Below are 15,001 nucleotides of genomic sequence, written 5' to 3' on the forward strand. Positions count from 1 at the left end.
GTTCACGGGCCTTTTCATTGATGGCACTCTTTCAAAGTTAAATAATAACCAACCCATATTACAAATCAATTCCTAATACAAAATTCACCCGAAATTCAAATACTTCTATTTTATTAATATCATTATTATTTATTTTGTTTTAATTTAATTATTATCTTATGTAATGCATTATAGGTTAGCTAAAGATGGTTAGCTAATTAATTTAATATGGAGATAATATGGAAGTTTACGTACAAACAACATCATTAGTTAATTATAATAAAGGTGTTTTCTCACTCTATTTTGTTAGCCAAAATCAGCAGAAAATGGCAAAGGGTATTGCGGCTAAAAACGATAGCGAGCTTGAGTTAAAACAGGTTGTACATATGCCAGCATCCGGATTTATGTATATGGTCTCAATGGTGAAAAATATGCTGGAAGATCCTCGAATGCAGCAGGAAATTGACAATATGATTAATGCTAACTTATTGCCAAGCAGTGGTGATGAGGAAGGTAATGATGAAATTAAAAGTGACGGAGAACAAAAAATAGAAAAATAAAATATAAGCTAATGGAATTATAGACTGGTGGTTAGTGGTGATAAATAATACATTCACATCGCTAGAGTCATCCGAAATACAAAAAATAATGGGTGGAGTAATGCTGCTAACGCAGCGTTCTCCACTGCATAGAGCTTATTTTGTTGCGGAATGGTTTCAGCAGATTTATCCGGCAATTATATTAAATCAATTTCGTTATTATGAAGATGAACAGGGTAACCCACTTGCATTTTGTAACTGGGCATTTTTATCTGAAAAAAACATGAACGAAATACTTTCAGGTGAGCGTGATATTAGAAAAGAAGATTGGCAATCTGGCAGTAATATGTTTTTCCCAGAAATGATAGCACCTTATGGTCACGCAAAAATGATGGCAAATGATTTACGCAGAAATGTTCATTATTCCAGAAAAGGAGAAAGGGTGTGTGCTATTAGGGGGGCACTCAATAAACAGTGTTCTTCAGATAAACCCAAAATCCAATGGTTTAAAATTTAACTTAATAAGGATATACCATGAGTAAAGCATCTAATCGAAGTGCAGAGTATTTTTTTACCGGTGTTTATAATGGCGATGATGATAATAATGATATTGATGCCATCGGCCTTGGTGGGGTGATATATGCCCGTGGTGGGAATGATGATATTTTCGTTGGGTCTGTTGCTGCAAAAATCGAAGCTGGGAGCGGTGATGATACGATAAAAGGAGGGGCTGCATATCTGGAGGTTTTAGATACTACCGGGAAGTTAAGCGTGAAAGGTGCATCAGGGGTAATGAATATTATTAAGGAGGGAGGCGGAGATATTGATGCCACTGTAGTTGCTGGCGCTAATATTATAACCCACACTGGAAACAGTGGTAGCATGAATATTTTCGCTATAGGTGCATATAATAAAATTACTCGTAAATTAAATGGTTATGGTACTAATGGCAAATTAACATTAGACGATATTATTTTAGGGGATGCTCGCTTTGAAAATGAAGCGCTTGGTATTAGCACAGATGAAGTTGGTGCTGTAAAAAAAGAGGGTTACTATTTATATGAACACAGGTATTACCATGATGGTTATTATTCTAAAGCTTTGACCAAAGCGTACCTATTTCAGGATGAAAAAACAAGGGATATAAAAACCAAAAAAAATACAACTATATTTTTGTTTGACAGCATATCAAACAGTTGGCGTAGAACTTCTGGAAAGGGTTATAACTTGAATGATTTGGTTGATATTAATTATAAGATTAAAGCAACAGAGATAAAAAATGAGTACTCATGTGAGTTGCCGAAAGAATGGTTTGGAGGAGACAGCATACTGTTGAAGTATGAAGATGAGCTACTTTTAAAAAAGGATAATTTAACATTAAATGCAATTAAGCTTTCAGATGGTAACTCACTCTCGGCAATTAAATCAACAGGTAAGCCAGGTGCTTATTATTTTGTGAGTAGAAATTATATTTATGAAATTTTAATAAGTGATTATTATACGCGTGTAAATATTGACGGCGAGTCGATATTGACACCCTGTCAGGGAATGAAAATTATACCTTATCAACGTTCCGTACCAAAAGGACTGGTTTCTAGGCCCAACGCTAAAATAAATAAAATTCCTGATGGATTAGTAGAACGTACTGGTTCTACTGATATTGGTCGGTATAAACGCGTTGTGAACATAGCCAATATACCGAGTATTGACAGTATTTCATATAACATTAATAAAGAGGTTATGGTAGATAAAAAATTAAATAGACTGGAACCTAATACAGTATCAAATATTACAAATATAAACTCAACTAACTCAAGTGATGATGTGAATTTTGATGGGGGCGGTATTGCCAATGTTATCGAGTCTGATGTTGTTACTGGAAATGTTACTTTCAAAGGTGGCGGTGCAGCAAATATCATCACCCATACAGCAGTTAAAGGTAATACCGATTTTACCGGTGGTGGGATAGCCAATATTATTGTTAAAAGTGGAAGTGAGGGTAACCTGACATTTAACGGTGCTGGGCTGGCGAATGTATTAGTGCATAAAAGTCAAAAAGGCGACATGAAAGTTAATGCTGGTGGTGCAGTTAATGTCATGGTGCGTCTAGGTAATGGTCAATATGATGTAACACTGATCGCTTTGGGTAATATTTCTGTCCACAGTGGTGATGGAAATAGTATTGTGAAGATGCTAGGTGGATTAAATACGCATACTCAAATCGGCGCTGGAGAGGCTTTCTGGATTGCTGCTGGCGGTTTAAATGTACTGACCAAAAAAGGACAAGGGTCATTGTTTTCTGTCGTGGGTGGCGGTGGCAATGTGGTAACCAGCATGGGGCAGGGTGATTTGACCATCGTTGCTCTTGGCCTGGGGAATATCATTACCCATATTAGCGATGATGAAAACCATGCCAGGACAATTGTTATTGCTGTAGCGGCGGCAAATATCGTGACTAAAAAAGGCCATGGGGATATGCAGACTATTTTGGCTGGTGGATTGAATGTATTAACCCATGTTGGTGGCGGGAATATTCTAACCAAAGTCGGTAATGGCAATACTAACGGTATTATGTTTGGCTTAGGGAATATATTTACTCATGTGGGGGATGGACAGACTCTGGGTGTGATGGCCGGCGGTGGAAATATCTATACTAAAGTAGGTGATGGAACCACCATTGCAGCTATGCTTGCCGCCGGTAATATTATGACTCATATAGGGGATGGTAATACCTATGTATTGATGGCTGCTTTAGGAAATGTGATAACTAAAGTCGGTGATGGTGATCTTTTAGCGTTGATGATTGCTAAAGGAAATATTCTAACTCAAGCAGGTAATGGCCAAACATTTGCTTTAATGCTGGCTAAGGGGGGGAATATTCTTACTAAAGTCGGTGATGGTATGACATTAGCGGCAATGATCAGTATTGCCAATGTGATGACCCACATTGGTAATGGGGAAGCCTTTGCGTTAATGATCGGAAAGGCAAATGTATTTACCAAGGTGGGCTCAGGGTTGACTGTTGCAGTCATGGTCGGGAATGTAAATATTTACTCTCAGATAAATAATAAAAATGAATCTACAGGTATCGGGGTTTTCATTGGTAAGCTAAATGTAATGACCAAAGTTGGCGATGGAACTGCACTCGCTATTATGGTTGGCAAAGCGAATATCATGACCCACATTGGTAACGGTATTACTGGCGGAATAGTTTTAGCTAAAGGGAATATCATTACTAAAGTCGGCGATGGTTTTATGGGGATTTTGGCCAAAGCGGATGGGAATGTTATCACTCATGTGGGAACAGGAATAACCGCGGTTGCCTTACAGGGTAAAGGTAATATTCTCACTAAGGTGGGTGATGGTACTACTATCGGTTTATTAACTTCCCAAACCGGCAATATTATGACCCATATTGGTAATGCTATGACCATTGGTATCGCTAAAGGGAAAGGAAATATCATTACAAAGGTGGGTAATGGTATCGGCATCAATGCGGTATGGGGAGCTATGAATGTTATTACTCAGGTTGGCGATGGGGAACGTTATAATTTTGCCAAAGGTAAAAGCAATATTATTACTCGAGTAGGTAATGGTCAGGAAATCACAGTGGCAAAAGGTGATGCTAATATTGTTAGTGCTGTGGGGGATATTGATAACTATACTTTTATAGGGGGTAAACAGAATGTTATCACTGCTGTTGGTAACGGCAGAAATGTGGTTGTGGCGAAGGCCAATAATAATGTTGTGACGAAAGTGGGTGATGGAGATGCTTACAATGTATTATGGGCAGATAATAATATCGTTACGAAAATCGGTAGTGGCAAGGCAATAACAGTTGCTAAAGGGAAAGTTAATGTCACAACAGATATTGGTGATGGGTTAAATGTTACCGCTGTTTATGGTGATACCAATATCAATACTAAAGTAGGTAATGGTACTTCAGTTAATGTCGCTTGGGGCAAATATAATGTTAACACCAAAGTTGGTGATGGATTAAATGTTGCGGTGATGAAAGGTAAAGCCAATGCTAATATCAATGTTGGTGATGGTTTATCTGTTGTAGCAACCTATGGACGTAATAATGTCTCTGTCAAAGTGGGGAATGGCGATTATTATAATTTATCTATAGCAACCAGTAATACACAGAGCAATAAATTATCAGCATTGTTTGGTAACATAAAACAAAATTTGCTAGGTCGGGCAGGTAGCCAGGGGATTGACTATCTGGTTAATGGCAATGAAGGGCAGACGACGGGATTCCGTAATGGTCATGGTGGCTTTAATTTACCCGAGGTCAATAATCTTAATGGTTTCAAATTAAATGAAACTGCGGTCAGTGAAAAATTTCATTCTGAACGTGCGGGTTATGATATTAATGCTAAAAGTAATAAAATTAAGAATATAGATACACCCAACTTAGAGAGTGCAAAAAATAATGCATTAAAAGCATTGAATGGTTCTAATAATACGTCAATAAAAGAAGATATTCAGCATGCCAAAGCTCATTCTGAAATTGAGAATAAAGTGAGTGGCGATAAAAAACGGGCAGAAGAAGATGGTGAGCAGCTTCAACGACATCAGGAAAAGCACACGGCAAATGCGTCTGTTATCCAGTCGCAGATAGAGGATACGGAGAAAGAGGCTTTAGTCGCCACCACCGGTGCAGATTACCAGCAACAAATGAAGCAACAGGCAAATGAGTTATTAACTGAGCAGCAAAAAATAGGTCAGAGCATTAATAATATTTCTGTTGATGAAAATACAGAAGCGGGCGGGAGTTATCGACAACACTTTGCTGGGGGGTTGGTAGAGGGTATAAACGAGAAACTCGGCGAATCTTTAAAAACCGCGCATGATAATTTAGATGTGTCTCAAGCCAAAGTTAATGAGTACAAATCGACGATGAATGACGCAGTTGCTCAGTCTGAGTCTGCATTGGCAAAAGGTGAACAGGATAAAAATAAAGCGGATGCTGCACAAGCTACTGCTGAGTTAGAAGCAGCGAAAAGAAAAACAGAAGCTCAACAACAGCGGGTGAAAGCAGATATTGCCAATAGAAAGGCTCAGGAAGATGTCACTATTGCTAAGAGCCGTGGTGATAATCATCTTAAGGATGCCAGTAATGAGGCGAATGCCGCGGAAAAAGAGGCTAAAAGTGTTAAACGCAGTGAAGGCGATATACCCAAAAATAGGCGGGAGGCTGAGGGCAGTGGTCTGAATCAAAACCAAAAAGCCTACCACACCGATGTTAAAGAGGTTTCTGATGCTGCCATTTCTCCTGATGAAAGCTTCATTCCTGATAGACAACCTTTGGCTCCCGCAGATGGGAGAATTACCAATAAAATATCGAATATTTCGGCGGTAGAGGGTCTTACTGCAGGTAAATCAAAAATAAATGAGGTGAAGATATTATCTAACAAATTACAAGAGGGTAATGTTGCTTATAACACACTGAAAATTTTTAATAAAAAAATGGGTAAAAACCTGCCAGTAGAAAGTGAATTAAATGGAATTTTTTCTAGAAATGAATTAAAAAAACAAGCGTCAGTGATGGGTAAGCCGATAGGTTCCTCTTATCAACAAATACTAAATACAATCAACATTGTTAATTCCACATCAAGTTCTGAAAGAATTAAAAATATATTTACATTGAGAAAGCAGGTTGAAAGTTATATTAGTAAACATCCAACCTCAGGACGTAATAAAGCATTTGTGACTTTAGGTCAAAAGATAGATGCAACCTTGTTCAATTCTAAAATGAAACCGGCCAAAAATGCAATAGTACTCCTTGCGGAGAAGCAACCGGAGATGGCTGCCAGATTGTATGAAATTGCTGTTCAGGAATCGCAAGGTAATCATATTGGTTTAACAAATATGATGTATGTTTGGATTAGAGAAGATGGTTATTTGACCCCATTGAAAGGGTTTGACGGAGAAATACCAGATAGACATTTACTTAATTTTGATCCGACCTACCATATTTCAATGGGAGATCAATTTGACGAATGCAAAACCAAATTATTGCAAGCTCAATCAAATGGAGAATTGAGACAAGTTTATATTAATGAATCAACTCGGTCATTCACTATAGGTTATACCTATGAAGAGATGGCATCCTTTAGAGCACGAGGCTCCGAAAATAGTCAATTTTTTAGTTATATGCTTAATGAGGTCGCTGGCAGGAATAATAGTACTGATCGTTCGAAAGAGCTTAACTGGTTAGATAACTGTGCAGAGAAAAAATTCTTAAAGCAATTACAACTTTCGCGCTTGGATCAAATTGAGTCGATTTACCAGCGCAATCAGAACATAGACTTTGCATCTTGGGATTCAAAATATTCAGACGTTAGTAGGGATAGGATAAATAGAGAACTTGGCCAACATGGAGATGTTGATGGTCAGCTCTCGGTATTACTAAGAGATAATCAAGGGTTACTTATTGGTGAAGTTCATGGTTCACAAGAAGAAGGGCGACGTTTTGTTATTGAGCAAATAGCTGAACTTAAGCGTCATGGGGTAACAACTATTGGCCTGGAGCATTTGCGTAGAGACCATATTCAACCACTAATTGATGATTATTATAAAACAGGTGTTACTTCACCTGACTTAAACACCTTTCTCATGGTCAAGGGAGTTAAAAATATTGTCACTACAGCATTTGAAAATAAAGTAAAAATTATTTGCCTGGATGATAATAGTACCTCGAAAGGTAGTGGTAACCATAGTTTAATGTATAGAGCGGGATCTGCGAATAATATTGCAGTAGATATATTAAAACAGATACCTGCAAACGAAAAATTTGTTGTTATCTATGGTGAGGCTCATTTAAAGTCACACGTTGGTATAGAATTGCCCGTTTCCGGTATTAGCCATCAAATGAAGCTTCCAATACTGCAAGTTGATGCCAACAACAGGCTCACTATCAGTGCTGATGATCCAACTCAACGTACTATTTATCCTAGAAATAATACAACTGGCTCTCCACGAATAATATTCCCAGCAACATTGAGTGACACAAGTACTAAAAGAAACACTCGCCAATCCGTTGACCACTGGGAGGTTACTACTGTTAAGTCGAGCAGCTCATGGAGTTTTTCTCAATATAATGGGCAAATTATTGTCCAATTAGAAAACGATCCTATTGTAGCTGAAGCAGCGGCTAATTTAGCGGCCAAACACCCAGGGGCTATTTTGGTTCAGCTTGATTCAGATGGGCAGTACCGAGTGGTAGCGGGCGATCCTGCTTCATTACAAGGTAATATCCGTTGGCAGTTAGTTGGGCATGGCCGTGATGGCAATAATGGTCAAGGTAATCAAACCTTATCCAATGAAAACCCTACGGAATTAGCCACAAGAATTAGACGTTTTAAAGACGAACTCGATAATGATATACCATATCAAAAGCACGCCAAACTATATTAGCCTGGTAGGATGTTCACTGGTAGATAAAAACAGACAGCAAGGTTTTGCCCGACAATTTATTACGGAATTAGGCCAGCAAGGCATTAAAGCTGATGTTGCAGCACGAAATACTCGAGTCCTTGTTAATGAGCAAGGGCGTAAAAATACACTGGATGATAATGGCAACTTAAAACACAAAGTGGGTAGTGATAAAGTCATATTACGGCTGAATAATGAGGGGCAAGTAGAAACTATTACAGAAAAAGTCAATAATAATATACATATATCTGAGGTTGATATTCATCGCATTGGTGCTAAGGATATAAATTCACTTGCAAGTGGCGCTATTGGCCGGAATATAGAAGCGTTTTCCCCGCCAGAAAGAAAACAAAGAGTTGATACGGTAGCGCCATCTACTGATAATAATCAGGCGGTAAGTTACTCTGGCAATATAAATATTCAGATTGGTGATGATGAATTTACCTCGATCAATTGGGGTACCTCAAATCTTGGTATAAAAGTTGGTGATGGCGGATTTAAAACCTTAGTGTTTGGTGATAACAATATCATGATCCATATTGGTGATGGTATGAGTAAACACAGTGTTAATATTGGTGGCTATCAGGCTTTTGAAAGCGTACACGTATTTATGGGTACTCGCAATATTAGCTTTAATCATGGTCACAGCAATGACTTGATATTTATGACGGAAAAAACGGTGTTATCCCCGCCAGTGGTTAACCCATTTGATGGTGCAACACGCGTCTGCGGTGCATTAGAGAATATTGCCACTGAAGGGTATGGCGGTGATTGGTTGCAGGCCCAGGCCCAGCAATGGACCTTCTCTGGTGCAAAACAATATCTCAACGATTTATCCGCATTGGACAGTACCAGTAGTGTGGATTATAACAGTCTGATTGAAATAGATTCTCAACTTATTCGTAGTGGCCGTGGCCTAAAAAGTGATATTAATGCGACGTTAAATAAAAAATATAACCAATGGTTAGGAAAACCATCTACTATAGAAAATAACCCTCAGGTGAAAACAACCAAAGCAGATAAATTACGTAAGTTAAATGACACTATGGTCTTTAATATTGCAATCGGTGGTCAAGGGGCCGATATCATGGTGACCAACAGTAACTGGAACTTTACTTTTGGCGACAATATCCAGTCGATTATGGATATTAATTTAGGTTCATTGTTTGCTATCAGTACTCAGCAGGTTACCCGGTCGGGTAGGATCAAAACCACCATGACTTATAGCATTGATGATATGCCAAGGCAGATTAAAAATCAGTTAATTAATAAACTATCATTAGTCGAAAGTGATATGACTTTAGGTGATGTTTTTGGTGTTGATTATGATGCTGCGGGGAATATTGTTTCCCGTACTGGCGAAGCTATCGATGGAGAAAAAATATTAAAAGAAATGATAGAGGTTGTGGCCGAATTTGGTGGTGAGAAGCTTAATGCACTGAGTGATCCGCAGAAATTACTGGATGGCTTAAAAGCGAATTTAAATATGGGTGAAAATGCGATTATCTCTTTCGCCCAAACTCATGGTTTGCAAGATAAGGCTCCAAATGAAGTCGATGAGACCGCGACTGTTAATGCGTCGGGGTCCAGAACAACCACCCAACTCCCGGAAAATAAAGATCAGGCATTTGGTTTCAATTCTCTTAATTTACCTAACCTGTTTGCTACGTTATTCAATAAAGACAAGCAAACTGAAATGGCGGATAGGGTCAATAATCTGAAACAGAATATGGCCCAAGATCTGCTTAATATGGAAGAGAAAACGTTCGATTTCTTGCGTAATAGCGGTTTTTTACGTGGTGATGGCGACCTGAATTGGTCATTGGGGAATTACAACTTCACGCTGGGCGGGCATGGTAACGATTTAGGTGCTTATCTTGGCGATAATAACAACTTTTGGGGTGGACAGGGAGACGATGCATTCTATGGCATGGGGATTTCCAACGTTTTCACCGGTGGTCAGGGCAATGATACTGGCGTCTTGATGGGCCGTGAAAACACAATGTTTGGCGGGGCAGGTGATGATACTGCTGTTCTTGCCGGGCGGATAAATCATGCCAACTTGGGCGCCGGTAATGATAAAGCATTTATCTTTGGCGAGGCTGGAACTGCCAACATGGGGAATGGGGATGATTATACCGTCATCGCCGGTCATTATAATTACACCGACAGTGGCAAAGGTCAGGATTACGTTGTTCTTATGGGCAATACGAGTGTTGCTGAGTTAGGGGAAGGCAATGACCACGGTGTCGTTTTTGGTAATGAAAACACCCTATCAGGAGATCAAGGTAGCGATACGATAAAACTGATGGGGTATTCGAGCGTCATTATGGGTGGCGATGGGAATGATCATCTGATTGCCGACGTTATTTCAAAATTCAGTGATTTTTCTGGCGGCAAGGGGCATGACATACTTGAACTCGGCGGCTATCAGAACAACTTCAGCGGTTTTGACGGGATTGATAGCTTTGCCGTCAGCACATCAGTGATTGATTGTACGGTTACCGATATCAGCCAAGAAGATAAAATTCTCATTAATAATGTCAGTTGGCATGACCTATGGCTCCAGCGTACTGGCTATGATTTGACCATTTTAGTCAGGCGACCAATGATTGATGATTCGGCACAAAGCGATTTTGAGCGAGTGGGGTCAGTCACCTTTAATGATTACTTTAATGGCAAACGTGCTGCGATTGTGGTGAGTGATAAAGGGATAAATGATGATCCTAGTGGCTATGAAGCCCTGACAGACTCTGCCATTGATGGTTTGGTTCAGAATATGAACAATTTCTCCGTGTTTGATGGGAAATACCAGCTTTATTGGGCAAGTGGACACTCGAATGCAACAGCAAATAGCGGGACTGTGGGCTAACACTACCCAGTATGCAGCGTAGCGATAAAAGCTGAGTAATAGAGTAATAGAGTAAATAGAGAGGATTGTGATGCCATCCAGTTAATGCTGAGTGGCATTTTTATTGCTCACACAACGTGCTTTTAAATAAAGATATCAACCAATACCGTGGTTCTTTAGCGACAACTGTTATGATGAAATAAATGATGTGATGTTCAAAACAGCAAAAGCTGATGGAGAATATAATGCTGCAAAGCAATCAGGTGTCGCACAGTATTGAATACTGCCATGCACGTGATCAACTCGATGCGTTATGTGCTGCAGGGATCACCCGTGGTGGGCTGATGGAATTTCATAGCCGCTATAAGTTGGTGCTGTTAGCTCACTCGCAACCTGAATACCGTGAAATCGGCCCTTTTATTGCCACAATGGATAAGTCGCCCTCACTCATTGAGTTTGCAACTGAGTATCGCCAGCGTTTACTGCATTTACTCTCTCATCAGCCCACTGTGGCCAATCACACCAATGTGCTAATGCATGTGCAGGGCTATTTTAGGCCTTACCTCAATTCAGCTCAACGCCAGGCTTTAGCGCAACTTATCGACCAATATCGGCAGGGTGAACTGCCCCTGACTGTACCCATAGCCCAGATAACAGTTTATCTGACTGAATTTCCAAATGATTATCTGGCTGGGCAGCACTATTTTACTTTTTACTCCGCGCAAGGATAAGGCATGGCAACGCATCTGGTTTGGTTCCGCAATGATTTGCGTGTAACGGATAATTTGGCCTTGCACGCGGCCTGTCAGGACTCGCAAGCCACCGTTATTGCCGTATTTATTGCCACGCCAGCCCAATGGGCTGCCCATGACATGGCCCCCCGGCAGGCGGCATTTCTGTTACAAAATCTGCAACAGTTACAAACCTCACTCGCCGCAAAGGGGATCCCGCTGCACTATCATCAGTGTGATGATTTTCAGGATGCCATTATCTGGCTGGATGATTTTTGTCAGCAACAACAGGTCGATGCGCTGTTCTATAACCAACAGTATGAACTGAACGAACAGTTGCGGGATGAAGCATTGGCCGCGCAACTTAATAGCCAGGCTACGGGTAGGAGTATCACCTGTCATCGTTTTCATGACAGTGTATTGCTGCCGCCGGGGAGTATTCTGACCGGCAATAATGAGATGTACAAAGTATTCACCCCTTTTCGTCGTGCCTTTATTCAGCGCTTAATGATCAGTGATTGCCAATGTGTACCCGCCCCCAAAGCCCGCCATAACTCAACTGCCGCCACGCCGCCGCCATGTATTCCATTTGATTATCCGCAGCAGCCGGTAGACAACCGGTTATTTCCAGTGGGCGAAGAGGCGGCATTACAACGCCTGCGTAGCTTCTGCCGTGAGCAGGTTCAGGGCTACCGGCACTTACGCGATCTACCGGCGGTAGCGGGAACCAGTGGTTTATCACCTTATCTGGCCTTGGGGATCCTTTCGCCTCGTCAATGCGTTAACCGCTTGCAAGCAGAGTGCCCGGATTGGTTAGAAAATAGCGAAGGCGGTGCCTTTACCTGGCTTAATGAGTTGATCTGGCGTGAATTTTATCGTCATTTGTTAGTCGCCTATCCGCGTTTATGCCAGCATCGTCCCTTTATTGACTGGACTGATGGCGTAATATGGAATCACTCAGATCAGCAATTAACCGCCTGGCAGCAGGGGCTAACAGGTTATCCTATTGTCGATGCCGCAATGCGGCAACTGAACCAAACCGGTTGGATGCATAACCGTCTGCGGATGATCAGTGCCAGCTTTCTGGTCAAAGATCTGCTGATCGACTGGCGGCAAGGTGAACGTTATTTTATGTCCCAGTTATTAGATGGCGATATGGCCGCGAATAATGGCGGCTGGCAGTGGGCAGCGTCAACCGGCACTGATGCTGCGCCTTACTTTCGTATTTTTAATCCCACCACGCAGGGAGAGCGTTTTGACCAAGACGGTGTTTTTATTCGCCGTTGGTTGCCGGAGCTGGCGATGGTGCCAGACTCTGATATCCATCAGCCTTGGCGTTGGGCGCAACAGCAGCAGCAACATCTCGATTACCCACCACCGCTGGTGGATCATAAGCTAGCCAGATTAGCGACACTCGCGGCCTTTGACGCCGCTAAGCGGGATGGCCGCAAGGATCCCTCATGACCAGGAGCCTTCATGTTTTTGACATATCTTTCGACTAAATCGGTGCTATGCGTCAGTAAGATAACCCATGCTAAGAAAACCAACGCCGCGCTGGTTTTATCTTTCAGCCTGTACAGTTCGTTGGCCGCTGCGGGTTTCGAGGTGGTAGCCCTTGGGGTAGATGGTGGTGTCAGTGACGGCAATCTGACCTCATATCTGATCCGTGATGATAACCAACCGCTTTATCTGGCGCTGGATGCCGGATCGATATTACCGGGTATTGCTAAGGCATTAGATAAAGGCAATTTTTCCGATGTGACTGAGGAAAAGGCCGCGCCACTCACGCGGCAGGGTTATGTCTTTCGCCAAAGCATCAACAGCTATTTTATCAGCCATGCTCATCTTGACCACGTTTCCGGCCTGATTATCGGCGCACCGGAAGACAGTAAAAAAACTATTTATGCTTCGGCAGATACCATTGATGTTCTGAGAAACTACTATTTTAACTGGCGTGTCTGGCCCAACGTTACTGACAGTGGCAGTGGGATCCGCTTAAACATTTACCGGATGCAACGGGTGCGCCCAGCTCAGTCGTTGAGCTTGGGATTGACTCGCTTAACCGGCGAGATGTACCCGCTGAGCCATGATAGTTCGCCGTCCTCGATGCTGATCATCAGCAGCAATAATGCTTCGTTTGCCTATTTTGGTGATACCGGCCCGGATGAGATAGAACAGTCGAAACATCTGGATACGGTGTGGCGCAAACTGGCCGAAAAGGTTAAACAGCAGCAACTGAAAGGCATAATCATTGAAGTCTCATTCCCGAATGAGGTTGCTGATGGCAAGTTGTACGGCCATATGACGCCCAAGTGGTTGCTGAAGGAATTGAAAAATTTAGAGAAATACAGCGGTGAAGGTCAGTCATTAAAAGGTCTGCCGGTGGTGATCAGCCATATTAAACCGTCACTGCAACAAGGGCAGGATGTACGCAAAGTCATTGCGGCTGAGTTAGAGCAAGGTAATGATATGGGCGTGAATTTTATCTTGATGAAGCAAGGCGATAGCCAGAAGTTCTGATGGTCTTAGGCTGCCGACAAAGCGACTTATCACTCCATGGGTGAAGGGTTGACCGCACCCAGGGGCACGCCGGCGGCTTACGCCGCTACGACCTCAACGGCACGTTTCCCCTTCATCTAACCTTATTAACAGTCTGATTGTACTTGATTTTTATAAAAAACAAATTAATGAGAGTTAAATAATGCGTAATACAGAACTGGAAACTTTACTTAATAATCAACTCAATACTGCGGATTTTCAGGATTATGCACCTAATGGTTTGCAGGTTGAAGGCCGGGCGGAGGTACAGCGCATTGTCACCGGTGTCACGGCCAGTCAGGCGCTATTAGATATGGCAGTGGAACAACAGGCTGATGCTATTTTGGTCCATCACGGTTATTTCTGGAAAAACGAACCGGTGGTGGTGCGTGGCATGAAACGTAACCGCCTGAAGACATTGCTCAGTAACGATATCAATCTGTATGGCTACCATTTACCGTTGGATGCACATCCTGACTTAGGCAATAACGCGCAATTGGCTAAATTGCTCGGCATTCGGGTGCTGGGTGAAATTGAATCTCTATTACCTTACGGTGAGTTTGACCAGCCACTCAATGCGGTGATTTTGCGTGAACGACTGGAAAAGCTGTTGGGGCGTAATGTACTCCATTGCGGTGAGCAGGCTCCGGCAGATGTGCGTCGCCTTGCCTGGTGTACCGGTGGTGGACAGGGCTATATTCAGCAAGCGGCTGAGTTTGGTGTGGATGCATTTATAACTGGCGAGGTATCTGAGCAGACAATTCATATTGCCCGTGAAATGGGTGTGAATTTTTATGCGGCAGGGCATCATGCAACCGAACGCTATGGTATTAAAGCGCTGGGTGAATGGTTGGCTACACAGCATCAATTTGAGGTTATTTTTATTGATATCCCCAATCCGGCCTAAGCATTTTTTCTCT

Annotated in this window: 8 protein-coding genes; all 8 read left to right on the plus strand. The window is 41.9% G+C overall.

The genetic code is table 11. The features are described 5' to 3' along the window. Positions 1–218 precede the first annotated feature (218 nt). The 8 genes from AEP37_RS05795 to AEP37_RS05825 all read left to right on the plus strand — a co-directional run bounded on the left by AEP37_RS05795 (position 219) and on the right by AEP37_RS05825 (position 14,988). A complete protein-coding gene (locus tag AEP37_RS05795; RefSeq protein WP_049611212.1) occupies positions 219–539 on the plus strand; it encodes a hypothetical protein in 321 nt (106 codons plus the stop codon). Between the two features lie 37 nt (positions 540–576). Beyond that, a complete protein-coding gene (locus tag AEP37_RS05800; RefSeq protein ID WP_156168534.1) occupies positions 577–1,035 on the plus strand; it encodes a toxin-activating lysine-acyltransferase in 459 nt (152 codons plus the stop codon). A gap of 17 nt (positions 1,036–1,052) precedes the next feature. Continuing rightward, positions 1,053–7,943 carry an MARTX multifunctional-autoprocessing repeats-in-toxin holotoxin RtxA gene (gene rtxA, locus AEP37_RS05805; protein ID WP_050691877.1) on the plus strand — a complete coding sequence of 2,297 codons (6,891 nt, stop codon included), beginning with the start codon at positions 1,053–1,055 and terminating at the stop codon, positions 7,941–7,943. Next, positions 7,906–10,833 carry a C80 family cysteine peptidase gene (locus AEP37_RS27555; RefSeq protein ID WP_050691876.1) on the plus strand — a complete coding sequence of 976 codons (2,928 nt, stop codon included), beginning with the start codon at positions 7,906–7,908 and terminating at the stop codon, positions 10,831–10,833. Before rtxA ends, AEP37_RS27555 begins: the two co-directional genes overlap by 38 nt. Before the next feature lie 224 nt (positions 10,834–11,057). Continuing rightward, positions 11,058–11,543: a YbgA family protein gene (locus tag AEP37_RS05810; RefSeq protein WP_049611217.1), complete on the plus strand. Its 486-nt coding sequence runs from the start codon at positions 11,058–11,060 to the stop codon at positions 11,541–11,543. Between the two features lie 3 nt (positions 11,544–11,546). Continuing rightward, complete coding sequence (gene phrB / locus AEP37_RS05815) at positions 11,547–13,007, plus strand: deoxyribodipyrimidine photo-lyase (protein ID WP_049611220.1); 1,461 nt, start codon at positions 11,547–11,549, stop codon at positions 13,005–13,007. A 12-nt stretch (positions 13,008–13,019) separates the two neighbouring features. Continuing rightward, on the plus strand, positions 13,020–14,063 hold the full coding sequence (locus AEP37_RS05820; protein ID WP_049611223.1) for an MBL fold metallo-hydrolase: 1,044 nt from the start codon (positions 13,020–13,022) through the stop codon (positions 14,061–14,063). Between the two features lie 181 nt (positions 14,064–14,244). Further along, the gene (locus tag AEP37_RS05825; protein WP_049611226.1) at positions 14,245–14,988 is read left to right on the plus strand and encodes a type 2 GTP cyclohydrolase I; all 744 of its coding nucleotides are present in this window, start codon (positions 14,245–14,247) and stop codon (positions 14,986–14,988) included. Positions 14,989–15,001 lie beyond the last annotated feature (13 nt).

The sequence above is a fragment of the Yersinia pekkanenii genome (assembly GCF_001152565.1).
Classification (GTDB): domain Bacteria; phylum Pseudomonadota; class Gammaproteobacteria; order Enterobacterales; family Enterobacteriaceae; genus Yersinia; species Yersinia pekkanenii.

What these genes read in the sequence shown, in the direction of transcription:
- AEP37_RS05795 (WP_049611212.1), top strand. Translation starts at nt 219, where the DNA reads ATGGAAGTTTACGTACAAACAACATCATTAGTTAATTATAATAAAGGT.
- rtxA (WP_050691877.1), top strand. Translation starts at nt 1,053, where the DNA reads ATGAGTAAAGCATCTAATCGAAGTGCAGAGTATTTTTTTACCGGTGTT.
- AEP37_RS27555 (WP_050691876.1), top strand. Translation starts at nt 7,906, where the DNA reads ATGATATACCATATCAAAAGCACGCCAAACTATATTAGCCTGGTAGGA.
- AEP37_RS05810 (WP_049611217.1), top strand. Translation starts at nt 11,058, where the DNA reads ATGCTGCAAAGCAATCAGGTGTCGCACAGTATTGAATACTGCCATGCA.
- phrB (WP_049611220.1), top strand. Translation starts at nt 11,547, where the DNA reads ATGGCAACGCATCTGGTTTGGTTCCGCAATGATTTGCGTGTAACGGAT.
- AEP37_RS05820 (WP_049611223.1), top strand. Translation starts at nt 13,020, where the DNA reads ATGTTTTTGACATATCTTTCGACTAAATCGGTGCTATGCGTCAGTAAG.
- AEP37_RS05825 (WP_049611226.1), top strand. Translation starts at nt 14,245, where the DNA reads ATGCGTAATACAGAACTGGAAACTTTACTTAATAATCAACTCAATACT.